Annotated in this window: 22 protein-coding genes and 1 riboswitch; of the genes, 5 read left to right on the forward strand and 17 right to left on the reverse strand. The window is 67.3% G+C overall.

Features of this window, described 5'->3' with window-relative positions:
* The first annotated feature begins 8 nt into the window (after positions 1-8).
* Positions 9-1,232: a UbiH/UbiF family hydroxylase gene (locus tag CXR42_RS05460; RefSeq protein ID WP_103256437.1), complete on the forward strand. Its 1,224-nt coding sequence runs from the start codon at positions 9-11 to the stop codon at positions 1,230-1,232.
* A 258-nt stretch (positions 1,233-1,490) separates the two neighbouring features.
* Positions 1,491-1,739, forward strand: coding sequence for a hypothetical protein (locus CXR42_RS05465; RefSeq protein ID WP_146038005.1), 249 nt, complete (start codon positions 1,491-1,493; stop codon positions 1,737-1,739).
* Positions 1,740-1,797: 58 nt separating this feature from the next.
* Here the strand turns inward: CXR42_RS05465 and CXR42_RS05470 are convergent, their stop codons facing one another.
* The 3 genes from CXR42_RS05470 to CXR42_RS05480 form a co-directional block, all read right to left on the reverse strand.
* Entirely contained in the window at positions 1,798-2,928 is a 1,131-nt protein-coding gene (locus CXR42_RS05470; RefSeq protein WP_103256439.1) for an aminotransferase class V-fold PLP-dependent enzyme, read from the reverse strand.
* Positions 2,929-3,016: 88 nt separating this feature from the next.
* Complete coding sequence (locus tag CXR42_RS05475; protein WP_103256440.1) at positions 3,017-3,475, reverse strand: Lrp/AsnC family transcriptional regulator; 459 nt, start codon at positions 3,473-3,475, stop codon at positions 3,017-3,019.
* Entirely contained in the window at positions 3,472-3,930 is a 459-nt protein-coding gene (locus tag CXR42_RS05480; protein ID WP_103256441.1) for an Lrp/AsnC family transcriptional regulator, read from the reverse strand. The genes CXR42_RS05475 and CXR42_RS05480 overlap by 4 nt, the downstream gene beginning before the upstream one ends.
* Before the next feature lie 127 nt (positions 3,931-4,057).
* Between CXR42_RS05480 and ilvC the strand changes: the two genes are divergently transcribed.
* Together ilvC and CXR42_RS05490 are read left to right on the forward strand one after the other, a co-directional pair.
* The gene (ilvC, locus tag CXR42_RS05485) at positions 4,058-5,080 is read left to right on the forward strand and encodes a ketol-acid reductoisomerase (RefSeq protein WP_103256442.1); all 1,023 of its coding nucleotides are present in this window, start codon (positions 4,058-4,060) and stop codon (positions 5,078-5,080) included.
* 36 nt (positions 5,081-5,116) lie between these two features.
* Entirely contained in the window at positions 5,117-5,431 is a 315-nt protein-coding gene (locus CXR42_RS05490; protein ID WP_103256443.1) for a hypothetical protein, read from the forward strand.
* On the opposite strand, the gene CXR42_RS05495 is transcribed toward CXR42_RS05490, so the two are convergent.
* The 11 genes from CXR42_RS05495 to CXR42_RS05545 form a co-directional block, all read right to left on the reverse strand.
* The gene (locus CXR42_RS05495) at positions 5,428-5,694 is read right to left on the reverse strand and encodes a hypothetical protein (RefSeq protein ID WP_103256444.1); all 267 of its coding nucleotides are present in this window, start codon (positions 5,692-5,694) and stop codon (positions 5,428-5,430) included. The genes CXR42_RS05490 and CXR42_RS05495 overlap by 4 nt on opposite strands.
* Before the next feature lie 195 nt (positions 5,695-5,889).
* Positions 5,890-6,363, reverse strand: a complete 474-nt coding sequence (locus CXR42_RS05500) for a hypothetical protein (protein ID WP_103256445.1) — start codon at positions 6,361-6,363, stop codon at positions 5,890-5,892.
* On the reverse strand, positions 6,360-7,178 hold the full coding sequence (locus CXR42_RS05505) for a hypothetical protein (protein ID WP_146038006.1): 819 nt from the start codon (positions 7,176-7,178) through the stop codon (positions 6,360-6,362). The genes CXR42_RS05500 and CXR42_RS05505 overlap by 4 nt, the downstream gene beginning before the upstream one ends.
* A gap of 173 nt (positions 7,179-7,351) precedes the next feature.
* Positions 7,352-8,695: a phosphoglucosamine mutase gene (gene glmM / locus CXR42_RS05510; RefSeq protein ID WP_103256447.1), complete on the reverse strand. Its 1,344-nt coding sequence runs from the start codon at positions 8,693-8,695 to the stop codon at positions 7,352-7,354.
* A complete protein-coding gene (gene folP / locus CXR42_RS05515; protein WP_103256448.1) occupies positions 8,692-9,711 on the reverse strand; it encodes a dihydropteroate synthase in 1,020 nt (339 codons plus the stop codon). Before folP ends, glmM begins: the two co-directional genes overlap by 4 nt.
* Positions 9,712-9,735: 24 nt before the next feature.
* On the reverse strand, positions 9,736-10,665 hold the full coding sequence (locus tag CXR42_RS05520) for a dihydroneopterin aldolase (protein ID WP_103256449.1): 930 nt from the start codon (positions 10,663-10,665) through the stop codon (positions 9,736-9,738).
* Positions 10,666-10,752: 87 nt separating this feature from the next.
* Complete coding sequence (locus tag CXR42_RS05525) at positions 10,753-11,358, reverse strand: cell wall hydrolase (RefSeq protein WP_103256450.1); 606 nt, start codon at positions 11,356-11,358, stop codon at positions 10,753-10,755.
* 189 nt (positions 11,359-11,547) lie between these two features.
* A complete protein-coding gene (locus CXR42_RS05530) occupies positions 11,548-14,094 on the reverse strand; it encodes a putative PEP-binding protein (RefSeq protein WP_103256451.1) in 2,547 nt (848 codons plus the stop codon).
* 136 nt (positions 14,095-14,230) lie between these two features.
* Positions 14,231-16,498 carry a glycine--tRNA ligase subunit beta gene (gene glyS / locus CXR42_RS05535; protein ID WP_103256452.1) on the reverse strand — a complete coding sequence of 756 codons (2,268 nt, stop codon included), beginning with the start codon at positions 16,496-16,498 and terminating at the stop codon, positions 14,231-14,233.
* On the reverse strand, positions 16,498-17,013 hold the full coding sequence (locus tag CXR42_RS05540) for a DUF6446 family protein (protein ID WP_245875344.1): 516 nt from the start codon (positions 17,011-17,013) through the stop codon (positions 16,498-16,500). Before CXR42_RS05540 ends, glyS begins: the two co-directional genes overlap by 1 nt.
* An 11-nt stretch (positions 17,014-17,024) precedes the next feature.
* The gene (locus CXR42_RS05545; RefSeq protein WP_103256454.1) at positions 17,025-17,951 is read right to left on the reverse strand and encodes a glycine--tRNA ligase subunit alpha; all 927 of its coding nucleotides are present in this window, start codon (positions 17,949-17,951) and stop codon (positions 17,025-17,027) included.
* 186 nt (positions 17,952-18,137) lie between these two features.
* Here CXR42_RS05545 and CXR42_RS05550 point away from each other — a divergent pair, with 186 nt between their 5' ends.
* Positions 18,138-19,904: a trypsin-like peptidase domain-containing protein gene (locus tag CXR42_RS05550; RefSeq protein WP_245875345.1), complete on the forward strand. Its 1,767-nt coding sequence runs from the start codon at positions 18,138-18,140 to the stop codon at positions 19,902-19,904.
* On the opposite strand, the gene CXR42_RS05555 is transcribed toward CXR42_RS05550, so the two are convergent.
* The 3 genes from CXR42_RS05555 to metZ form a co-directional block, all read right to left on the reverse strand.
* Positions 19,901-21,349, reverse strand: coding sequence for a TrkH family potassium uptake protein (locus tag CXR42_RS05555; RefSeq protein ID WP_103256455.1), 1,449 nt, complete (start codon positions 21,347-21,349; stop codon positions 19,901-19,903). The genes CXR42_RS05550 and CXR42_RS05555 overlap by 4 nt on opposite strands.
* A gap of 34 nt (positions 21,350-21,383) precedes the next feature.
* Positions 21,384-22,469, reverse strand: a complete 1,086-nt coding sequence (gene folE2, locus CXR42_RS05560; RefSeq protein WP_103256456.1) for a GTP cyclohydrolase FolE2 — start codon at positions 22,467-22,469, stop codon at positions 21,384-21,386.
* Positions 22,470-22,620: 151 nt separating this feature from the next.
* Positions 22,621-23,802, reverse strand: a complete 1,182-nt coding sequence (gene metZ, locus CXR42_RS05565) for an O-succinylhomoserine sulfhydrylase (RefSeq protein WP_103256457.1) — start codon at positions 23,800-23,802, stop codon at positions 22,621-22,623.
* Between the two features lie 61 nt (positions 23,803-23,863).
* Positions 23,864-23,941, reverse strand: a riboswitch (SAM riboswitch).
* Between the last annotated feature and the right edge of the window lie 80 nt (positions 23,942-24,021).

Here is a 24,021-nt window from a genome sequence, read left to right on the forward strand (position 1 = left end):
GAGGGCCCATCATGCGCGAAACCACCGATATCCTGATTTCCGGCGGCGGCGTCGCGGGTCTGACCGCGGCAGCGGCCTTCGGCTCGGCCGGCTTTCGTGTGATCTGCGTCGATCCGACCGCCCCCGTCACCCAGGCCGAGGATGCAGGGGCCGACCTGCGGACCACCGCCTTTCTGCAGCCGTCGCGTCGGGTGCTGGACGACGCCGGTCTTTGGGCACGCCTGGAACCCCATGCCGCCGCGCTGCAGGTCATGCGTATCGTCGACGCGGGCGGCGAGACGACCGAGGCCCGCCTGACCAAGGAGTTCGACGCCGCCGACATCTCGGACGCGCCCTTCGGCTGGAACCTGCCCAACTGGCTGTTGCGGCGCGAGATGATGGCCCGCATCGCCGAACTGCCCAACGTTTCCCTTCGCATCGGCACCGGCTTCGCCCGCCTTCTGACGCGCGAGACCGAGGCGCTGGCGACCCTTACCGACGGAACCACCGTCTCGGCGCGGCTGGTGATCGGGGCCGACGGCCGCGACTCGCCCGTGCGCGAGGCGTTGGGGATCGCCTCCCGCACCTTCCGCTACGGCCAGAAGGCGCTGGCTTTCGCCGTCACCCACCCCCTCACGCACGGCAACGTCTCGACCGAGGTGCATCGCTCGGGCGGGCCCTTCACCCTGGTGCCGCTGCCCGACCGCGACGGCCAACCCGCCTCGGCCGTCGTCTGGATGGAGCGCGGGGACGAGATCGCCCGCCTGTCGGCCCTTCCGGTTCTCGAGTTCGAGGCCGAGATGACCACGCGGTCCTCCGGCGTCCTCGGGCCGCTGACCCTGGCCAGTCGGCGCAGCGTCTGGCCGATCATCAGCCGCATCGCCGACCGCATGTCCGGCCAGCGCGCCGTCCTGATGGCCGAGGCCGCGCATGTCGTCCCGCCGATTGGCGCGCAGGGCCTGAACATGTCGCTGGCCGACCTCACCTGCCTCCTGGACCTGGCGACGAAGCACCGCGAGGACCCCGGCCTGCCAGCCGTGACCGAGGCCTACCACCGCCGCCGCCACTGGGAGGTGCAGGCCCGCGTCACCGGGATTGACCTTCTCAACCGCGCCTCGATGGCCGGGGCGCAACCGCTGCGCGACCTGCGCGCACGGGCGCTGGACCTGCTCTACTCGGCGCGGCCAGTGCGGCAGACCCTGATGCGGGCGGGCCTGGGCACAGGAAAAACGGCTACGGCCGCTGACGCCTGAAGTTTCGTGCATTTTTGCACAGACTTGCCGCAGCGCCGCAAGGCCGCGTGAAAATCCTGTAACATGTGATGCCCGGCGTGACCCGGCCCCTGGATTTCCCCAAGAAACACCCATGTTCCCGCCGCAAGGCGCACAGGCGTTCACATTAGGGCGATTGCACGCGACCAAGCCGTGATTTTGCTTTTCCCCGGTTATCGCCCATTTCTCCCTCACCGCCCCACGGTGGGGCAGGACGAAACAAACCCGAAGGAATACAACATGAAACGCTTCGCTCTCGCTTCCGCTCTCGTCGCTTTCTCTGCCGTTGGCGCCCTGGCCCAGCAGGCCCCGGTCGCGCTGCCCTCGTCGATCACTTCGCAGATCCTGACGCTGGTTCCCTCGGCCGACCTGTCGACCCTGACCAACTCGCAGTATGCCCAGCTGGTGACCTTCTTCGCCGACTCCGAGAACCTGAACACCCGCGCTGGCGCTGCTCAGGGCATCGAAGCGATCCTCGGCGCGCAATAATCTCGCGTCCCTCTGCCGAAACGCACAGGCCGGAGAGCTCCCCTCCGGCCTGTTTGTTTTATGCCGGGATCACCGCATCCAGCGCCCGGGTCAGCCGCGCGACGGTCGCGTCCACATCCTTCAGCTTGTCCAGACCGAACAGGCCCAGCCGGAAGGTCTTGAACTCCGGCCCCTCGCCAACCTGCAGGGGCACCCCGGCCGCAATCTGCAAACCCTGCGCCCGGAACTTCGCGCCGTTCTGGATCTCGGGATCGGCGGTGTAGCTCACCACCACCCCCGGCGCCTGAAAACCTTCGGCCGCGACCGAAGCCACCCCGCGCCCCGCCAGCAGCCCCCGGACCGCACGCCCCAGCGCCCATTGCGCGGCCTTCGCCGCCTCGAAGCCCATCGCCTGTGTCTCGACCATCGCGTCGCGGAAACCCAGGATCGCGTCGGTCGGCATGGTGGCGTGATAGGCGTGGCCGCCCTTCTCATAGGTCTCCATGATCGCGCGCCACTTCTTCAGGTCCAGCGCAAAGCTGTTCGAGGCGGTCTCGGCCAGCCGCGCCTCCGCCGCCGGGGACAGCACCACCACCCCCGCACTGGGCGAGGCCGACCACCCCTTCTGCGGCGCGCTGATCAGCACATCGACCCCGGTCGCGGCCATATCCACCCAGATGCAGCCACTGGCGATGCAGTCCAGCACCATCAGCGCGCCCACCTCATGCGCTGCCGCCGCCATCTGCGCGATGTAGTCGTCGGGCAGGATGATCCCGGCGCTGGTCTCCACATGCGGCGCAAACACCGCCTCGGGCTTCACCTCGCGAATCTTCGCCACCACCTCCTCGATCGGCGGCGGGGCATAGGGGGCGCGGGCGTCATTCCCGGTCTGCCGGGCCATGACCACGGTCGTCTCGCCGGCGAACCCTCCCGCCTCGAAGATCTGCGTCCAGCGATAGCTGAACCAGCCGTTGCGGACGATCAGCACCCGGCCCTTGCCGAACTGCCGTGCCACCGCTTCCATCGCATAGGACCCGCCGCCCGGGATCAGCGCCACGGCCGACCCCTTGTAGACCTCCTTCAGCATCCCCGAGACATCGCGCATCACCCCCTGGAAGCGGGCGGACATATGGTTCAGCGAGCGGTCGGTGAAGACGACCGAGAATTCCTGCAACCCGTCCGGGTCGATATGCGCATGCGGCAAGTTCATGTAATCCTCCCTCTTTGCAGCGAAGCCTAGCGCCTGCCGTCCCGCTCTGCCAGCCCGTAGGGTGGGGTTGAACCCCACCTTACGATCCCTACCCCAAGGGGCCCGGCCGGCGCTCTTCGGTCAGCAGCACGTTCGCCTCGACGTTCCCCACCCCCGGCAGCGTCATGATCCGCCGCCGCAGGACCCGTTCGAAATCCGCGATGTCCCGCGCCACCACGCGCAAGCGGTAATCGAACAGGCCCAGGACATGCTGCACCACCTGCACCTCCGGGATCGCCTGCACCGCGCGCTCAAAGTCCTCCAGGCTCACCCGGCCCTTGGTGGCCAGCTTCACCCCAAGAAACACCGTCACCCCGAACCCCAACTTCTCGCGGTCAACCTCCACAGCAAGGCCCTTCAGCACCCCTGCCTCCTCCAGCCGCCGCACCCGCCGCCAGGCCGCGGGTTGCGACAGGCCCAGCCGCCGCCCCAACTCCCCCGCCGACAGCGTCCCCTCGCCCGCAAGCGCCCGCAAGATCGCCCGGTCCGTATCATCAAGGTCGATCAAAGCGGCAGCCCCCCGGTTTCCTTGATTGTGGCGACCAGCATCAGCGCCTCGACCTCGGCGATATGCGGCAGGGTCAGGATGCGGTCGCGGTAGATGCCGGTCCAGTGGCCCATGTCCCGCGCGATGACATTCAGGCGCACGTCCACGCGGCCCAGGAAGGTCTCGATCGCCAGCACCTCGGGCACCTGCCGCGCGGCTGCGATGAACTCGTCGAAGGCGCGGGGGTTGGTCTTGTCCAGCGTAAAGCGCAAGCTGACCTCGACCGCATACCCCAGCGCGCGCCAGTCGATCACCGCGCCCTCGGACCGGATCACGCCCGCCGTGCGCAGCCGGTCCAGCCGGCGCCACAGCGTCGCTGGGGTCACCCCCGCCCGCTCGGCCAAAGCCGCGCGGTCCAGCCCCGGCTCGGCCAGCCAGTTGCGCAGGATACGCCGGTCGGTATCGTCGATCTGCATGATTTTCTCGGATACTACTCAAATCAGGAATGAGTTTTCGCAGAAAACTCGTATCGCGTCAAAGAATGCACGATAAGACGGGCAGAAACCCCTACTTTCCCACCATCAACATCAAGGAGGACGCCAAATGCGCGTTTACTACGACCGCGACTGCGATGTGAACCTGATCAAGGACAAGAAGGTCGCGATCCTGGGCTACGGCTCCCAGGGCCACGCCCATGCGCTGAACCTGCGCGATTCGGGCGCGAAGAACCTGGTCGTCGCGCTGCGCGAAGGCTCGCCCTCGGCCAAGAAAGCCGAAGCCGAAGGCCTGAAGGTCATGGGCATCGCCGAGGCCGCCGCCTGGTGCGACCTGATCATGTTCACCATGCCCGATGAACTCCAGGCCGCGACCTACAAGCAATACGTCCACGACAACCTGCGTGAGGGCGCTGCGATTGCCTTCGCCCATGGCCTGAACGTCCACTTCGGCCTGATCGAGCCGAAAAAGGGCGTCGACGTCATCATGATGGCCCCCAAGGGCCCCGGCCACACCGTGCGCGGCGAATACACCAAGGGCGGCGGCGTGCCCTGCCTCGTGGCCGTCCATCAGGACGCGACCGGCAAGGCGATGGAAATCGGCCTCTCCTACTGCTCCGCGATCGGTGGCGGTCGGTCCGGCATCATCGAGACCAACTTCCGCCAGGAATGCGAAACCGACCTCTTCGGCGAGCAGGCAGTCCTCTGCGGCGGCCTTGTCGAGCTGATCCGCATGGGCTTCGAGACCCTGGTCGAGGCCGGCTACGAGCCCGAGATGGCCTATTTCGAGTGCCTGCACGAAGTGAAGCTGATCGTGGACCTGATCTACGAAGGCGGCATCGCGAACATGAACTACTCGATCTCGAACACCGCGGAATACGGCGAATACGTCTCCGGCCCGCGCATCCTGCCCTATGACGAGACCAAGGCCCGGATGAAAGCGGTTCTCACCGACATCCAGACCGGCAAGTTCGTCCGCGACTTCATGCAGGAAAACGCCGTCGGCCAGCCGTTCTTCAAGGCGACCCGCCGGATCAACGACGAACACCAGATCGAACAGGTCGGTGAAAAGCTGCGCGCCATGATGCCCTGGATCTCCAAGGGCAAGATGGTCGACAAGGCCCGCAACTAAGACGGAAAGGGCGCCTTCGGGCGCCCTTTTTCAACCATGCGCAAGTGGATTCCCGTCGCCCTTATCGTCCTGGCGATCCTGTGGTTCGCCCTGACCAACCTCGGCTCGGCCCTGGCCCTGACCGAGCTTGGAACCCGCCCGATTCTTGCCCTGACCCGCGGGGACGAGCGTATCCTCACCCAGACACCGATCCGAGCGGCGGCGCCGGGCGAGGCGGCGCTGGTGGGCGGTCAAGGAATCCATTTCGGCTATAGCAGCGTGTACCGCCTGCCCGATGACAGTCTTGTCACCTGCCGCTACCGCTTCCGCTCCGTCTCGTGCGACGATGGCTGGCAGCCCGAACGGCCCTAGTACAGGGCGCGGTTGACCCGGTCCTCCTGGACCTCGTTCAACCGCAGCACCGGACGGGCCAGCGGGTCGCGCGGATCGATCACCCGGGCCGCCAGGGGCCGCAGGAAGGCCACGCCGCCGTATTTGCCATCCTTCGCCAGCGAGGACACCGGCGCATTCGGGTCGCGCTTGCGGTCAATGGTGCGCTCCTTGCTGACCAAGGCCAGCACGATCACGGCCAGCAGGGTGAAAAGCGCAAGCAGCGGAATCATTTCTTCGAACATCGTCGGACTCCATGCAAAGGGTGCCACATTGGCACCGGTTGCAGGGTCAACCCGACCGTGGCCCGGATGGTTCCCGACCGCGCGCCGCCCCCTCCTCGTGCGACTTCGTCTTCTCGTCGGCCCCCAAACGCCGGCGTGTCCCAGAGGTGCCAAGCGAGGAGTGACGAAGTCATCGACGAGCGCCCCCGCCAGACACTACTGGCTGAACCCCTCGCCCGGCCTCCAGACCCAGGCCTCGCCATCCTCGCCAGACTGCCGCATCGGGTCCTCTTCCAGCAGGATCATGTCATTCGTGACCGAAACCACCAGTTCGACACAGGTCGTCAGCGGACCGTCGGTCGCCAGCAACGGGCCAAGCGTGATCACATGATAGGCCAAAGGCGTACCGGTCTCGCAGCTGTGCGTTGCATGCATCCGCGTCACCACCGCCGGCACGCCCAGAAGCCCGACGCCAAGATCATCGGTCGCGAAAGTCTCGATCTCGATGTCATCGCCCGACAGGACCTGCGTGCGTTCGTAAAGGTTCGGGCCGACCCACATGATTTCGATCGGGTCGATATACTCGATCCAGATCTGCTGATCCCCGGCCGAATAGGTTTCGTCGCGGCCCTCAGCCCCCGCCGCACTGGCCAATAGCGCCGCCGCCAGCGCGATCCGCGCCCGGCTCATGGCGTGCTCCAGTCGACCAGGGCCAGCGCCTCAGGCGGCCAAAGGCTGCGGTCGACCGGCCAGATCTGCGGAGAGGCGTCGTCATAGGTCTGCCAGATCGCAAAGACGCCCTGCGTCTCGCGGTGCAGATACAGGATCGCCCAATCGGTGTCGCAGGTCGGCTTGTCGCAGGCGCTGCCCAGATAGCCCTCTGACGTCAGATTCCCCGCACCAATGCCACCGATCAGCCGGGCATAATCCGGGAACTCCGCGCCCAGCCCCGCTTGCAGCCGGTCCAGCACCGGGATTAGCGCCAGAGCATCCACCGGATGCGCCCCGGCCAGGCTGTCAAAGCCCTCCCAACCACCATTCGAGGCAAAGCCGACCGCCGGGCCGGGCGCAAAGCCCGCGCCGGGTGTCCAGACCCAGGTCTCGCCCGGCGTGCCCGGCAGGGCGTCCGCGGCAAAGACAATCCGCCCGCCGTCAACCCGAGGGGTGAAATAGGCGCAGCTTTCGACCGGCCCCCAGAATTCGGGCGGGCCGCTTTCGGGCAGGGCCAGCACCACGGGCGCCGCATTGCAGGCATTGCCGCCCGCCCCCGCCGCGCCGGTCAGAACCGTGACGCCGTCCACCACCTGCGGCGCGTCGTCCATGTAGATGACGCCGTTTTCATGCAGCACCGCCCCATCCACGACCAGGGCCGCGCTGCCCATGCCATCGTCGGTGACGGTGATCTCGCGCCCCGCGACGCGCATACCTTCGGCCAACAGGGCCGAGCCACAAAGCCCCGCAAGCCCCCCCACCAGAAGTCCCGCACCGATGACCGCACTCCGCATCCCGACCTCACAAGCTTTTGCCTGCCGCCAGACTGCCCGCGCCAGCCCCTGGGCGCCAGAGCGGAAACCCTGACCCAAGGGGCAGCGCGTCCGGGTTAAGGCCAGGTTAACGCGAACCGGCATCTATCTGTTTATAATAGGCAATCAGAAAGTGACCACCGTGGACACTGTGGTCAGACAGCCGCCTCGACCGCGCCAACGATCTCGTCGACGACCTGGATCAGCAGACCCTCGTCCTCACATTCGGCCATCACCCGGATCAGGGGCTCGGTCCCGGATTTGCGGATCAGGATGCGCCCCCGCCCGGCGATCCGCTCCTCACTTGCGCGGATCACCGCCTGCACCGCCGCGACCTCCAGCGGCCGGGCCTCGGCACTGAACCGGACGTTCTTCAAAAGCTGCGGGACCGTGTCGAAGGACCGGGTCAGCTCGCTCGCCGGCCGCCCGGTCCGCACCATCTCGGCCAGGAACTGCAGGCCCGCGATCAGCCCGTCCCCGGTCGTCGCATAGTCGGTCATCACGATATGCCCCGACTGCTCCCCCCCCAGGTTGAACCCGCCCTCGCGCATCCGTTCGACGACGTAGCGGTCGCCCACCGAGGTCCGCTCCAGCCGCAGCCCCCGGCCTTCCAGGAACCGCTCCAGCCCCAGGTTGGACATCACGGTCGCCACCAGCGCCCCGCCCTGCAGCCGCCCCTCCTCGGCCCAGCGGGCCGCCAGCAGCGCCATGATCTGGTCGCCGTCCGCCACACGGCCGGTCTCGTCCAGGATCATCACCCGATCCGCATCCCCGTCCAGACTGATGCCCACATGCGCGCCGTGGGCCACCACCGCCTCGGCCGCCGTCTCGGTGTGGGTGGACCCGCAGCGGTCGTTGATGTTGGTCCCGTTCGGAGCCACGCCGATAGGGATCACCTCGGCCCCCAACTCCCACAGCACCTCGGGGGCCGCGCGATAGGCCGCCCCGTTGGCGCAGTCGATCACCACCTTCAGCCCGTCCAGCCGCAGGCCGGTCGGAAAGCTCGTCTTGACGAACTCCTGATACCGGCCCCGCCCGTCCTCGATCCGCTTAGCGCGACCGATGTTTTGCGGCTGGGCCGGCGCAATCTCGCCCTCGACCAGCGCCTCGATCTCGGCCTCGGCGGCGTCCGACAGCTTGAACCCGTCCGGGCCGAAGAACTTGATCCCGTTGTCCTGGTGCGGGTTGTGGCTGGCCGAGATCATCACCCCCACATCCGCCCGCATCGATCGCGTCAGATACCCCACCGCCGGCGTCGGCACCGGGCCAAGGAGCAGCACGTTCATCCCCGTCGAGGTCAGACCCGCCGTCAGCGCGTTCTCCAGCATATAGCCCGACAGTCGCGTATCCTTGCCGATCACCACCCGATGCCCCGAAGAGCCGTCGCGCCGGAAGTGCCGCCCGGCGGCCGCGCCCAGTTTCAGCGCCATCTCGGCGGTCATCGGCCAGGTATTGGCCCGGCCGCGCACCCCGTCAGTCCCGAACAGCTTGCGGCTCATGCCTGTCCCTCCAGATGGTCGGTATGCAGCGCCTGCCACAGCCGCAGCGCCTGCCGCGTCTCGGCCACGTCATGCACCCGGGTGATCTGCACCCCTTGCGCGATCCCCGACAGCGCGACGGCAACCGATCCCGGCATCCGTTCTTCGGCCGTCTCGGCCCGCCCGATCGAGCCGATGAACCGCTTGCGGGACGTACCGACCAGCAGCGGACAGCCCAGCCCATGGAACAAGGACAGCCCGCGCAGCAGCACCAGGTTGTGCGCCATGGTCTTGCCAAAACCGATGCCGGGATCGATGGCGATATCTTCGCGGGCGATCCCCATAGCCTCGGCCCGGGCGAGGCGCTCGGCCAGCGCGTCATAGACATCCAGCAGCACGTCGCCATATTGGGGCGCGTCCTGCATCGTCTCGGGCAGGCCCTGGGCATGCATCAGGACCATCGGCACCCGCGCCTTGGCCACGACCTTGCCCAGCGAGGGGTCGAAATCCAGGCCCGAGACATCGTTGACCACCGAGGCCCCCGCCTTCAGCGCTGCGGTCGCCACCAGAGACTTGCGCGTGTCGACCGAGATCGGCGCGCGCATGCCCCCGGCGCGCAGCGCCTCGATCACCGGGGCGGTGCGGGCGATTTCCTCGGCCACCGGCACTTCGGCCGCGCCGGGCCGCGTGCTTTCGCCGCCGATATCCACCAGTTCCGCCGACCGCGCGACCAGCCGCGCATGGTCCACCGCGGCCGCCTGAGACAGGTAGCGGCCGCCGTCCGAGAAACTGTCCGGCGTCGTATTGACGATCCCCATCAGCCGTGGCCGGTCCATCGACAGGCTGGCGAAGTCGGGGCGCGGGGCGGTCAGGCGGTGCAGCACGATCTCGGGCAGGTCACGGGCCGCGATCAGCCGCGGGGCGGCGGCGCGGGACAGAACCTGAACCCGGTCAAACCAGCACCAGCCACCGGCAAGAGAGAAAGCGCCGTCCGGGCGGGCGGCATCGGTCATTGCGATCGGTCTGAAGTATTCCATGGCCCCCGATTGGCCGATGCCCTGTCACTTGGCAAGGGGGAAGTCTTGGCCCTTTTCGACCGGCACGCGGCTTCCTGCCGGGACCGTAACCTCGCCGTGAACGATCAGGGCCGTGGCCGACATCATCTCGGCCAGCCACAGCGCCAGAGTGACCGGGGCGGTGCCTTGCGGCCCGTCCACCGCGTCCAGCACCAGTTTCGACGGCGCCCAGACCACGGACTGGCCGCGCTTGATCGCCCAGTCGATCTCGGTCCGGGTGGCGACGACGACGCAGCGCGGGTCGCGGGCGGCCAGCGTCCAGGCATTCTGCTCCATCGCCAGAAGGTCGATCCGGCGCTGGGTCGGCTTGTGGCCGGTCGCAGGGCGCGGAAAGTCGGGCAGACCCACGGTCAGGATCAGCGGCAGCCCGCGGGTCAACAGGGCATCCAGCCGGGCCGACAGATCGGGGGCCGCAATCGTGGCGTTGTCCAGGTAGACCACCAGCGGATGCACCGCCTCGTCCCCCTCGGCACCGACGCGCTGAACCGGAACCTCGGCGCGCGAGCGGACGATCTCGACCCCCAGGGCATAGGGGCCGATGTCCAGCTTCTCGATGCGGATGAAGGCGCGCATCGCGGCGGGCTCGGCCAGGATGCGCTCGGCCACGCGCTCGGCCAGCGTTTCCAGCAGGTTCAGCCGTTCCGCCGCCAGTTCGGCCGCAATCGCCTCGGTGATCCGGTCGTAGGAAAGGATGCGGTCAACGTCATCCTCCAGGGGTTCGGTGACAGGGCGCACCTCGACCGCCACGTTGAAGCGCAGGCGTTGCTTGTGGCCACGTTCTTTCTGGAAGGCGCCGATATCGGCCTCGACCACATGGTCGCGCAGGGAAATCCGGTCACGCGGGGCGGCCCCGGCCGAAGCTTCGGACCGATCCTCGGGGTGGGCGAAGGCAAGCTCGATATCGGACATGGTCATGGGCGCCTCCGCAAGTTCGGCCCCGTCATAGCATCTGGGACGGCCGGGCCAAGCGAGAAGGCGTCGCGGATGCCGCCATTGGCGACATCACCCGCGCGGGCTGGGTTGGCGGTAAAACAGATGCGCCCCGATCGAGGTGGTATGGGCGAAACGCTTCGACCAGCCGGGCCGGACATGGCGGGTGTGGAAATGGGTGGCCCCATCGGTCAGAAGGCGCGGCGCGCCGTCCAGCATGGCGCGGGCGATCCGGCCTGCCAGGTCGGCGGCATCGCGTTCCCGCATCTTCTTCTTGCCGTCGCAGACATAGGAGAACTGGCAGCCCCCACCCCCGCGCTGCTTGACCACGCCGCAGACGGTGCCGGGATAAAGCCCGCTGTCCTTGCGGTTCAGGATCACCTCGGCCACGGCGATCTGCCCGTCCAGGCTTTCGCCGCGCGCTTCGAAATACAGCGCCTCGGTCAGGCATTGCCATTCCGCATCGCCTTCGGGCGCGGGTTGGGCGGTCAGCCAGTCCTGCGTCAACCCCTCGGTCTGGGCGGTGGCGGGCAGCGCGGCCGTAAAGTCGGGGGCGGGAAGCCGTTCGATCAGCGGGGTGCGCATGTCGGCCACCCGGCCATCCGCAGCGACGGGCATGGCCGACAGGGCGGCGAGCAACAGGGGCGCAACCACACGCGCCAGGGGATACAGTTTCATTCTGCTCTTCCGTCGTTGTTTCCGAAACGGCGGAAGTGACCCCCGCCTTGCAAGCGGGTCGCTAGGTAGGAGGATGCGGCTTGGGGGTCCACCACTGTTGCTGGAATGCAACGGTTTTCAGCCCGAAGTCGGCGAAATCTCGCCTAAAATCGGGGGATTCATGTTAACAAAGGGTTACAAGCCCTTGGATTATATCGAATTCCGCCGATCGCGCAACGCCAGATGCGCCGCCGCCAGCCGCGCCATCGGCACGCGGTAGGGCGAGCAGCTGACATAGTCAAAGCCCTCGCGCCGGCAGAACTCAATCGACTCCGGGTTGCCGCCATGTTCACCGCAGATGGACAATGTCAGGTCCTTGCGGGTCATCCGGCCGCGTTCGGCACCAATGTGCAAAAGTTCGCCCACCCCGTCGACGTCCAGGATATGGAACGGGTCCTCGGGGAAAACGCCCTGGCGGACATAGGTGTTCATGAACCGGCCGGCATCGTCGCGGCTAAGGCCATAGGTCATCTGGGTCAGGTCATTGGTGCCAAAGGAGAGGAAAGCCGCGTGCTGCGCGATCTCGCCTGCCCGCAGGGCCGCGCGCGGGGTTTCGACCATCACGCCCAGCTTATAGTCAAAGCTGGCCCCCGCCTTGGTCCGCACCATCGCCGCCAGCGCGTCGATCCGGGTCTTGACCAGTTCCACCTCGCGCCGGGCGCTGACCAGCGGGATCATGATCTCGGGCACGACCGGGGCGCCTCGGCGGGCCGATTCCAGCGTCGCCTCGAAGATCGCCTGCGCCTGCATGTCATAGATTTCCGGCAGCACCACCCCCAGCCGGACGCCGCGCATCCCCAGCATCGGGTTCACCTCGGTCAGCGCCTCGGCCCGCCGCGTCACCTCGGAGAGGGGACGGTCCAGCGCCTCGGCCAGATCGCGCAGACCCTCGCGGTCCTGCGGCAGGAATTCGTGCAAGGGCGGGTCGAAGAGCCGGATGCAGACTGGCAGGCCCTGCATGATTTCAAAGAGTTGCACGAAATCCGCCCGCTGCATCGGCAAAAGCCGCGCCAGCGCCGCCGCCCGGTCGCCCGGCGTGTCGGCGAAGATCATCTCGCGCATGACGATCAGCCGGTCCTCGTCAAAGAACATATGCTCGGTCCGGCACAGGCCGATCCCCTCGGCCTCGAACTTGCGGGCAGTCTCGGCATCCGCCGGCGTGTCGGCATTCGCGCGCACCCCGATGTCGCGCACCTCGTCGGCCCAGGACAGGAGGCGGCGGAAACTGTCGTCCAGCGCCGGGGGCAGCATCTCGGCCGCGCCCGCCAGCGCCTCACCCTTGGAGCCGTCCAGCGTCACCAGGTCACCCTCGCGGAACACCCGGCCATCCGCCGCCGTCAGCTTCTTGTCGCGCGCGTCCAGCCGCATGTCGCTGGCGCCGACCACGCAAGGCAGGCCCAGCCCGCGCGCGATCACCGCCGCGTGGCTGGTCATGCCGCCGCGTTCCGTCAGCACGGCCGCGGCCGAATGCATCCCCCGGATATCCTCGGGCGAGGTTTCGCGCCGCACCAGCACGCAAGGCTCGCCCCGCGCCGCTGCCGCCTGCGCGGCAGAGGACGAGAACACCAGAATCCCCGTCGCCGCCCCGGGCGAGGCCGCAATCCCCCGCGCCACCACGTCGCGCGCCCCGCGCGGATCGACCTGGTGGTGCAGAAGTTCCGAGAGCGCCCGGGGTTCGACCCGCAGGATCGCCTCGTCGCGCGGGATGATCCCGTCCTCGGCCAGCGCAACCGCGATCCGCAACCCCGCCCGGGCCGAGCGTTGCACCTTCACCGCATCCAGCACCGCCAGGCGGCCGTCCTCGACGGTGAACTCGACCTGCATCTCCTCGCGCAGGCGGGCACGGCAGATCGCGCCATAGTCGACCAGGCTGGCAAAAACCTCGGGCGCCACATCCTCCAGCGAGGGGCCGCGCGGGTCGCGCGTCAGATACAAAGCCTCGGTCGTTTTCAGCGCATCGCGACCCTGGCTTTGCCCCAGGTAACGTCCGGTGATCTGCCGCTGGCCGGTCACCGGATCGACGAACTGGATCACGCCCGACCCGCTGATCCCCTGCCCGATCCCCTGCGCCATTTCCTGCACGACCAGCCCCAGCGCCGCCTCATCCGGCGCGCCCTTGGCCTGGCGCAAGAGGCGCGCCGAGGTCCCCTCCCAGGCCCGCGCCATGCTGCGCAGGACCTCGGACAACTGGCGGGCGGCCTCTTGCGGGAAGGGTTCGTCGGTCTCGACCTCGTACTCGCGCAGCGCCTCGCGCAGGGCGCCCGGTCCCGGCTTCAGCGCGTCGAACACGTCCGGGTCCAACCGCGCGACATGGATCGCATAGGCCTGGACAAAGCGCAGATACAGGGCGTCGGCCGCCTGTTCGCCATGGGTTTCGGCCAGCCGCGCGTGGCGCTTGGCGTTCATCCCGATGTTCAGGATCGTCGCCGGACCGCCCCAATCCGGGTTCGCCGGGCTGGGGCGCACGCTGATCAGCGGGCCGTCGCCGAAATGGTCCAGGATTCCGGCCGCATCCACCCCATGCCCGGCCGCAATCGCCCGCACCGTGGCGGTGGGCAGGGCGACGGACTTTGGCACCGGCAGGTCCAGCCGCACCAGACGCTGCAAGCACTTCGCACGCCAGCCATGGCTGGCCGTCGCGATCTGCGCCGGGGGCGTGATCTGGACGAACTCGGCAATCGGATCGTGTTTCTGCACCGCAGCACCTTTGTGTTCAGGTGCAGAATACGCCGAAAGCCCTGTCAATCAAGCGTGACATGTCAGTCCTGTGACGAATCTTTGGGCAGTCTGGAAACCGCTGGCGACCGCCGTCGTGGTCAAGGGCGGCCGGCGGTCAGCCCTCAATCCGCGTCAGGTCGGCGACGCCCGAGCAGACCGCCCGGATGCGGTGGAGGAGGTTCAGCCGGTTGCGCCGGACGATCTGATTGTCGCTGTTGACCTGGACGGCGGTAAAGAAGGCGTCGATCGGCGCACGCAGGGCGGCCATCGCGGCCATCGCGGTGCCGAAATCCTCGGCCTGCATCGCGGGGGTGATCGTCGCCTCGGCCTTGTCCAGCGCCGCGAACAGCGCCCGCTCCTCGTCGGTTTCCGCAAACTTGAGGTCCGCGCCGAACGAGTATTCGACGCCATCCTTCGCCTCGGCCTGAGACAGGATGTTGTTGGCCCGCTTGAAGCCTTGCAACAGGTTCGCCCCGTCCTCGGTCTTCAGCACCTCTGACAGCGCCGTGGCCCGCTTGACGAGCAGCGTCAGGTCGTCATTCCCCGGCATGGCGAGGCAGGCGTCGATGATGTCGTGCCGGACGCCCTGGTCCTTGAGGTAGACCTTGAGGCGGTCGTGGAAGAAGGAGAGGAGGTCGGACAGCTTAGCATGTGTCAGCCGCAACTGATCACCACTAAGACCGCCGTACCTGGCAAACATTCGATTGCTCCTGTCGCGCAATTCGTCGGGGTGGGTAACAACTACGTCATCACCAAGTTGCTTTTTGACCTGTTCGATGAAGGCTTCCTTGACCCGTTTGTCTTGTTCAATCTTGGCTTCAAGAGCCGGCAGGGCGGCTCGGTTGGCCGCTTCGTAGTGCAGTTCGATTGAGTTCAAAAGCTGAAGAAGAAGATCCAGCTTGTAGCCATTCCCCAACACCAACCGGATCACCCCCAGCGCCGCGCGGCGCAAGGCAAACGGGTCCTTCGAGCCCGTCGGCTTCTCGTCAATCGCCCAGAACCCGGTCAGCGTGTCGATCTTGTCGGCCAGCGCCACGGCGACCGACACTGGCTCCACCGGAACCGAGTCGCTCTCCCCTTTCGGCCGCCAGTGATCCCGCGCGGCATCCGCCACGGAAGCCTTCTCACCGGCCTCCAGCGCGTAATACCGGCCCATTACACCCTGCAACTCCGGGAACTCGCCGACCATGGCGCTGCGCAGGTCCAGTTTCGCCAGCCGCGCCGCGCGTTCGGCGTCATCGGCGTCGGCCCCGACCAAGGGCGCAATCTCGCGCGCCAGGGCGGCGATGCGGTCGATCCGGTCGGCCTGCGAGCCAAGCTTGTTGTGGAAGGTGACGGATTTCAGCCCCTCGACCCACTCGCCCATCCCGGCTTTGGCGACCCGCAAGTCGTTCTCCCAGAAGAACTTCGCGTCCGACAGGCGCGCGGCCAGGACCTTCTGGTTGCCCTTCAGGATCACCTCGCCGCCATCCGCGGCCTCGATGTTCGCCACGGTGACAAAGCCCTCGATCCGGCCGGTCTTGGGGTTCCGCACCGAAAAGAACTTCTGGTGTTCCTTCATGCTAGTCTGCAGCACCTCGGGCGGCAGGGCCAGGAACTGGTCGGCAATCCGCCCCATCAGCGGCACCGGCCATTCGACCAGCCCCGCAACCTCGGTCAAAAGGCCGGGGTCCGCGACCACTTCCATCCCGGCGGCAAAGGCCAGGTTCTGCGCGCCCTGCCAGATCGCGGCCTCGCGTTCGGCGCTGTCCAGGACCACCTTCGCGCGCTTCAGCTTCACCGCATAATCGTCAAAGCCCGTAACCGTGAAGCGGCCCATGCCCATGAAGCGGTGGCCCTCGGTCGTGTTGCCGGCCACGATCCCGTCCACCGTCAGAGGCACGACATGCGCGCCGGTCTCATCCGACAGAAGGCACAGGATCGACTGCAGCGGCCGCACCCAGCGCAAGGAGCCCGCGCCCCAGCGCATCGACTTGGGCCAGGGGAAGCTGCGGATCACGCCTTCCAGCACCTCGGCCACGATCTCGGCCGCCTGCCGGCCGGGCTTTTCCACGACGGCATAGAAGGTCTCGCCCTTCTTGTCCGCCCGCCGCTCCAGTTGGTCCAGCGTCAGGCCGGTAGAGCGCAGGAACCCCTCCACCGCCTGTGCGGGGGCCGATACTGAAGGGCCCTTGCGTTCTTCGCGCACCGGGCGGCTTTCGCTGGTCAGCCCCTCGACCGACAGCACCAGCCGGCGCGGGGTCGAGAACGCCCCGGCAGAGGCATAGGTCAGCCCGGCCTCGACCAGACCGTCGGTCACCAGTTTCTTCAGGTCCTCGCGGGCCTTCGCCTGCATCCGGGCCGGAATTTCCTCGGAGAAAAGTTCGATCAGAAGGTCGGGCATCAGTTCTGTCCTTCGGGGGGCGGGCAGCCTTCGGGGGCGGGGCGGCCGGCAAAGACCTCGACGCCGCAATTGTTGATCTGGTGCCAGGCATAGCCGCGCCCGTCGCCGGTCACGGCAACCACGCGGTCGATACCATAGGTGATGTTCGGTTCCGACAGGAAGGCCAGCGCCTCGCCCGTCTCCAAAGCGCGGCCGATGGCGGCGGCGTCGAAACAGTCAAAGCCCGAGGGCGCGACCAGGGGCTCGGCCCCCTCATAGCCACGGTAGGTCTCGGTCAGCATCGCCAGCGACAGGGGCGTGGTGAAACAGGCGCGGAACTTGATCGGAGAGCTGGCGGCGTCGATCCCCTCGACCCCCTCGGCCAGGATCGCCTCGGGCTGGTCGCCGGTCAGCGGGACCAGCCGGATTTCCGCGCCGGGGGTGAAGGCCACGGGTTCATAAAAGGCGCGCTCGGCCGTGTACCACAGGAAAGCCCCGCCCAGGGCAGCCGTCAGCACGATGACCCCCACCGCCATGCGCCCGACATTCACAGATCCGCCCCCGCTTCGGTCTGCCGGAAGGCATCGGCGCATTGCTTCGCCAGGGCGCGCACCCGGCCGATATAGGCCTGACGTTCGGTGACGCTGATCACGCCCCGCGCGTCCAGAAGGTTGAACAGGTGGCTGGCCTTGATCGTCTGGTCATAGGCCGGGTGCGCCATGATGATCCGCTTGCCGGACTTGGGGTCCTGCGGCGCAAAGGCCAGAAGACGCTGGCATTCTGCTTCGGCATCCTTGAAATGCTGGAACAGCATCTCGGTCGTGGCGCCGTCAAAGTTGTGGCGGCTGTACTCTTCCTCGGTCTGGCGGAAGATGTCGCCATAGGTCAGCGGGATCGGCGCGTCGGGGTCATTGAACGGCATGTCCATCACATGGTCCACACCCATCACATACATCGCCAGCCGCTCCAGCCCATAGGTCAGCTCGCCACTGACCGGCTTGCAGTCATGTCCGCCGACCTGCTGGAAATAGGTGAACTGGCTGACCTCCATCCCGTCGCACCAGACCTCCCAGCCCAGGCCCCAGGCGCCCAGCGTCGGGCTTTCCCAGTCATCCTCGACAAAGCGGATGTCATGCAGGCCAAGGTCGATGCCGATGGCCGCAAGGCTGCCAAGGTAAAGCTCCTGCAGGTTCGGCGGGCTGGGTTTGATGATGACCTGATACTGGTAATAGTGCTGCAGGCGGTTCGGGTTCTCGCCATAGCGCCCGTCGGTCGGCCGGCGCGAGGGCTGGACATAGGCCGCCGCCCAGGGCTTCGACCCCAGGGACCGCAGCGTGGTCGCCGGGTGGAAGGTGCCCGCCCCCACTTCCATGTCATAGGGCTGCAGAACCGCGCAGCCCTGCTTCGCCCAATAGGTTTGCAGGCGCAGGATGATCTCCTGGAAACTGCGGGGCGTCGTGGTCTCATGCGGCATGGCGCACCTTCAGGACAGGGCGTGGCAGGGTCGCGCCTTCCCTATCCATTGGCCCGGCAAGGGTCAATTCCCGGATTGGCCGCACCGCCTGCGGGATTGTGACCGGCGGGCTGCCGGTTATGGCTTGCCGCGGCGGTCCCGTCCACTAATGTCGGCGCGATTGTGAAACCCTGTCCGGGACGCCCTATGTTCAGACCTATTGCCCTGTTTGCCCTGCTTCTGTCGGCTCTTGCCCTGTGGGCGGCGCCCCACCCCGCAGCCGCGCAGGACGGCACCGTCTGGATCCAGATCGAGGCGCAACCCACCCTGGCCGAGGCCGAGGAACGCGCCCGCGCCTATGCCGAACTGTTTCCCGAAACGGCCGGGTTCCAGCTTCGCTCGGGCTGGTATGGCATCGTCCTTGGCCCCTTCCCGGAAACGGAGGCCCGCCAGCGCATGACCCGGCTGGCGCGTGACGGGATGATCCCGGCTGACAGCTTCATCGCCTTCACCCGCAACCTGGGACAGCCGTTCTGGCCCCCCGCCGGCAGCCCCGCCGTGGTTCCCGTGCCCGAGACCGAGGCCGCCCCCGAACCCGACACGACCGAACCCGACACGACCGAACCCGCCCTCGCCGACCTGCCGGATGAAACCCGGGCCGAGGCGCGCGACAGCGAAGCACTTCTGTCCGAGGACCAGCGCAAGGAATTGCAGACCGCGCTGCAATGGTTCGGCTTCTACGACGGCGGCATCGACGGCGCCTATGGCCCCGGCACCCGCAACTCCATGTCCGCCTGGCAAGAGGCGCAAGGGGTTGAGGCCACCGGCATCCTGACCACCCGCCAGCGCCGCGCCCTTCTGGACGCCTGGCGCGGCGAGACCGCCGCCTTCGGCTTTGCCGAACTGGTCGAGGAGGAGGCCGGGATCACCCTGACCCTGCCGCTGGGCCTGGTGGAATTCGACCATTACGAGCCGCCCTTCGTGCATTTCCGGTCGAAAACCGGCACCGGCCCGCAGATCGTGCTGATCTCGCAACCCGGCGACCAGGCGGCGCTGTATGGGCTTTATGACATCCTGCAAACGCTGGAATCCGTCCCCCTGACCGGCCCGCGCGATCGGACCGAGGGCGGCTTTCGCATCCGCGGCACCTCGGACAAGTATGACACCACCGTCTATGCGGAACTGACGGGCGGGCTGATCAAGGGCTGGATGTACATCTCCTCGCCGGGGAACGAGGCGCGCGATGCCCGGATCATCCGCACGATCGAATCCAGCTTCGCCCCCCGCGACGACAAGGCGCTGGACCCCGGCATGGTCGCCATGTCGGCCGAGACGAAGGCCGGCCTCCTCTCGGGGCTAGAGGTGCGCAAGCCCCGGTTCAGCCGCTCGGGCCTGTTCGTCGATGCCAGCGGCGCGGTGCTGACCACGGCCGAGGCGGTGCAGGGCTGCGCCCGCGTCACCATCGACCGCACGACCGAGGCGACGGTGACCCTGACCGATGCCGCCACGGGCCTGGCCTTGCTGAAACCCGCAGCCGCCCTTTCGCCCCGCGCTGTGGCCGAATTCCAGCTTGCCCCCGAACGCACCGGGACCGAGGTGATGGTTGCCGGCTACCCCTATGAGGACCGCCTGCCCGCCCCGGTGATGACCTTCGGCACCCTGGAAGAGGTGACCGGCCTGAACGGCGAACCCGGCGTGAAGCGGTTGGCCGTGGCCACCCTGCCCGGCGATGCCGGCGGGCCGGTGCTGGATGCCACCGGCGCGGTGATCGGGATGCTGCTGCCTCGCCCGACCGATGCGACCCGGCAACTGCCCGAGGGCGTCCACTTCGCCGCCGCCGGGGCCGAGATCGCGCGTCTTCTGACCGGCTCGGGCCTGACCCCGCTGCAAGCCGAACGCCGCGCGGCGCTGCCGCCGTCGGACCTGTCGGCGGCGGGTCTGGGGATGACGGCGCTGGTCTCCTGCTGGGACTAGCGCCGCCAGAAGCTGGGCAACACCATCACCAGGATCGCCAGCAGGCCCAGACGCCCAAGGATCATGCACAGCGCCATGATCGCAATGGCGCCGGGTGGAAAGTCGATGAAGGTCCCGGTCCGCTCGACCAGCGGGCCGAAGCCGTAGCCGACATTGCCCAGCGTCGTCCAGACCGCGAACAGCGCCGAGACCGAGTCCACGCCCAGCAACGTGATCGACACGGTGAAGATGCCCAGCAGCAGCACGAAGCTGGACACGAACAGGATCAGCGCGTTCAGCACATCTTCTTCCACCGCCCGCCCTTCATAGCGGATCGGGTCCACCGCCGAGGGGTTGGCGATCCGCCGGATCTCGCGTTTCAGGACGGCGATGACCAGTTGCACGCGAAAGACCGACAGCCCCGCCGCCGATGATCCAGAACAGGCCCCGATCACGCCGATCACGAAGGCCACGACCAGCATGAACCCGCCCCAGGTCGGGAAACTGCCCGAGAAGAACCCGGTCGAGGACATGATCGAACTCAGGTTGAACAGCGCCTGGCGGAAGGTCGGCTCCAGCGACGATCCCGTGGTCCACATCTGCCACACCGTGACCGAGACCACGGCATAGGCCAGCCAGCGCAGATAGGCGCGCAGCTGGCTATCCTGCCACAGCGGCCCCGCCTGGCCATTCACCAACTGCACATAGCGGATATAGGGCAGACTGCCGAGGACCATGAACAGCGCGCCGAAATACTCGCCCGCGCCGCTGTATTTCTCAAAGGACACATCCGCCGGAAAGAAGCCCCCTGTGGCGATGGTGGCAAAACCGCCGACCACCGCGTCAAGCGCGCTCATGCCGATGGCGGAATAGACCGCGATGCAGATCACCGTCAGCCCGACATAGATCACCAGCAGTTGCCGCGCGATGTCGGTGGCGCGCGGCAGGGCCTTGCCAAAGGTGTCAAAGCCTTCGGTGCGGAAGAACTGCATCCCGCCGACCCGCATCAACGGCAGAAAGATCATCGCGATGAAGGCGATCCCCAGCCCGCCCAGCCAGTTCAGCATCCCGCGCCACAGGTTCATCCCCGCCGGCAGTTCCTCCAGCCCATAGATGACCGTGGCCCCGGTGGTGGTGATCCCCGAGACGCCCTCGAAATAGGCGTACAGAAGCGACAGGCCGGGCGCGCCGATCCAGAAGGGCAAGGCGCCGAAGAACGGGACCAGGAACCAGATCCCTGCGGTCAGCAGATAGGCCTGCCGCGTGTCCAGCGCCCGCCCCAGCGCATTGCCGGTGGACAGGGTCAAGGCCCCGCCCACCACGCCGGTCAGCGCGGCAGATTGCAGAAAGGCGATGCCATTCTCCAGCCCCGCGCGCCAATCGATGATGGCCGGGGCCAGCATCAGGATCGCCAGGACGATCAGGATGCGGCCAATGACATAGGCGACGGGGCGGAGGTCAACCATGATGGCGCATGGCTACGCGGCCCTGCGCCGCTGGTCAACCGGCGTGGATCAATCCCTGGAACAGACGCGGGTCCAGGCTTTCGGCCGCGAAGGTCGCGCCTTCGGTCAGCAGGCTGATCGCGTCGTGGCTGTGCAAGGACTCCTGATGGCTGGCAATCACCCGGAAATCCCCGATCCGCGCGTCGCGCCGCAACGCCTCGCAGAAGAGGCGCGCCGCATCCTCGACGAAGATCGGGTTCGCCGCGTTCAGTTCCGCAAAGGCCTGCTCATCCTCGCGCTTCACCATCACCTGGGTCTCGGTCACCACCGCGCCACGCGCCAGGTCCACCAGATCCTCGATCCACATCTCGCCCGTCAGTTCCACCGACAGCCGCGCGACCGAGCGCTGCGAGTGCGGCGTCGCCAACTGACCCCGCACCGAGCGCGCATGTTCCGACAGTTCCAGGCTGCACGGGCAGGTCGAGGAATAGACATAGTCCAGATGCACGATCCGCTTGCGGACCCCGGCCACCTCGACCAGTTCCAGCGCGATGTCGTAATACTGCCAGCCCGACAGGCCCGACCGCAGCGAGGTCATCTGCATCGGGAAGGACGCCCGCATCTGGATGCGCGCATCGAACGACCCAAGGTCGCGCATGTAGTCGTCCAGCGCCGCCTCGATCACGCCAAAGGAAAATTCTTTCTCTGCATGGGCATAGAACGACCGCATGATGCGGCTCATGTTGATGCCCTTCTTTTCAGCCTCCAGGCTGACGGTGCCGGTCACGCTGGTCTCCAGCACCAGCGCGCCGCCGTCACGGGTGGCAAAGCGGATCGGCAGGCGGAAGTTCGAGATGCCGACATGCTGAATACGCGCCTTGGCGCCCCGGATCAGGCTGGACGGCCCATTCTGCAAGTCGGGCATGCTGTCGCGATAGGCCGCATCGGGCCGAAAGCCCTGCGGATAGTCGCGCGACAGGGCAGGATAGCCCTGCCCGGGCAAAAGATAGCCCAGCGCGGAATCCAGCCGTGCGATTTCGTCGTCCGAGGACTTGCCCGCCCACTGCCGCAGCACGGCCAGCGCCGCCTCTGCCTCTTCGCGCGAGGGGATGCGGTCGAAATCGGGGGTATGGATGTTCATCGGGCGGTCCTTTCGGTTCAGGCGGCCGGTTGGCCACCATCAATTTCCGGAATGTTCTACGCAGGAACTCCGCCGCCGGATCACCCTGGTCCGGGGCAGGTCCCCATCAGATAGGCATTTTGCCGCAGGACACAAGCGGTCTTTGCGACACTCATGCCACCGAAAGCGCCTGCGCCAGATCCGCGACCAGATCGCCCGCATCCTCCAGCCCCAAAGAAAGCCGGATCAGACCCGGCGTGATCCCCAGCGCGTCCTTCTGGTCCTGCGGCAGGCGCTGGTGCGTCGTCGTGGCCGGATGCGTCGCGATGGTCTTGGCATCGCCCAGGTTGTTCGAGATCTTGGCGATCTCCAGCGCGTTCATGAAGCGGAAGGCCGCGTCCTTGCCGCCCGCGATCTCGAACGTGACCAGCGTCCCGCCCGAGCCCATCTGCGCCATCGCCAGCGCGTGCTGCGGGTGGCTTTCCAGGCCCGGATAGATCACCTTCGTCACCTTGCCATGCCCTTCCAGCGCGCGGGCGACCTGCAACGCGGTGTCCGCCATCGCCCGGCACCGCAGGTCCAGCGTCGCCATGCCGTTCAAGTGCATCCAGGCGGTAAACGGGCTCATGCTGCCGCCGGTATGCTTCATGTAGGGTTCCAGCACCTTGCGCACGAAGGCGGTCGTGCCGCAAACCACGCCCCCCAGCGCCCGGCCCTGCCCGTCGATGTGCTTGGTCGTGGAATAGACCACCACATCCGCCCCCTGCTCGACCGCGCGGGAAAAGATCGGCGTTGCAAAGACGTTGTCGCAGATGACCAGCGCACCCGCCGCATGGGCGATCTCGGACACGCCGCGGATATCCACCAACTCCAGCGTCGGGTTCGACATCGACTCGAAGAACACCGCCTTGGTGCCGGGCGTGACCGCTGCGCGCCATTGGTCCAGGTCCGCGCCATCGACGAAGGTCACCTTGACGCCAAAGCGCCCCAGCACCTCTTCCAGGACATAGAGGCAGGACCCGAACAGCGCGCGGGCGCTGACCACATGGTCGCCGGCCCGCAGACAGGCCATCAGCGCGCCCGAGACCGCCGCCATGCCGCTGGCGGTGGCAAAGGCATCCTCGGTCCCCTCCAGCGCGGCGATGCGCTCTTCGAACATCCGGGTCGTGGGGTTGCCGTAGCGGGCATAGATGAACTCGTCCTCGCCCGCCTTGACGAACCGCGCTTCGGCCGCCTCGGCGGTCGGGTAGACGAAGCCCTGCGTCAGGAAGATCGCTTCGGCCATCTCACCATACTGGCTGCGGCGGCTGCCTTCATGCACCAGGCTTGTGCGGGTCTTCCAGTCCTTCGTCATCGTGTGATCTTCCCCAGCATGGCCCCCGGCCAAGAAAAAACCCCGGAACCGAAAGGTGCCGGGGCCGATGCCCTTCACCTCTTTAGCGGTTTGTTTAACGTGGCCCGCAATCCGGTAACAAAGCGCCACGGCCTGCCTCTTACGCCCGTGGCCTGCCGGGGTCAACCCGGCCGCGCGGCCCTTGATTTTCAGCCACAGGTAAAGGACGCTTGCCCCGCC

Source organism: Tabrizicola aquatica (genome assembly GCF_002900975.1).
Taxonomy (GTDB): Bacteria; Pseudomonadota; Alphaproteobacteria; order Rhodobacterales; family Rhodobacteraceae; genus Tabrizicola; species Tabrizicola aquatica.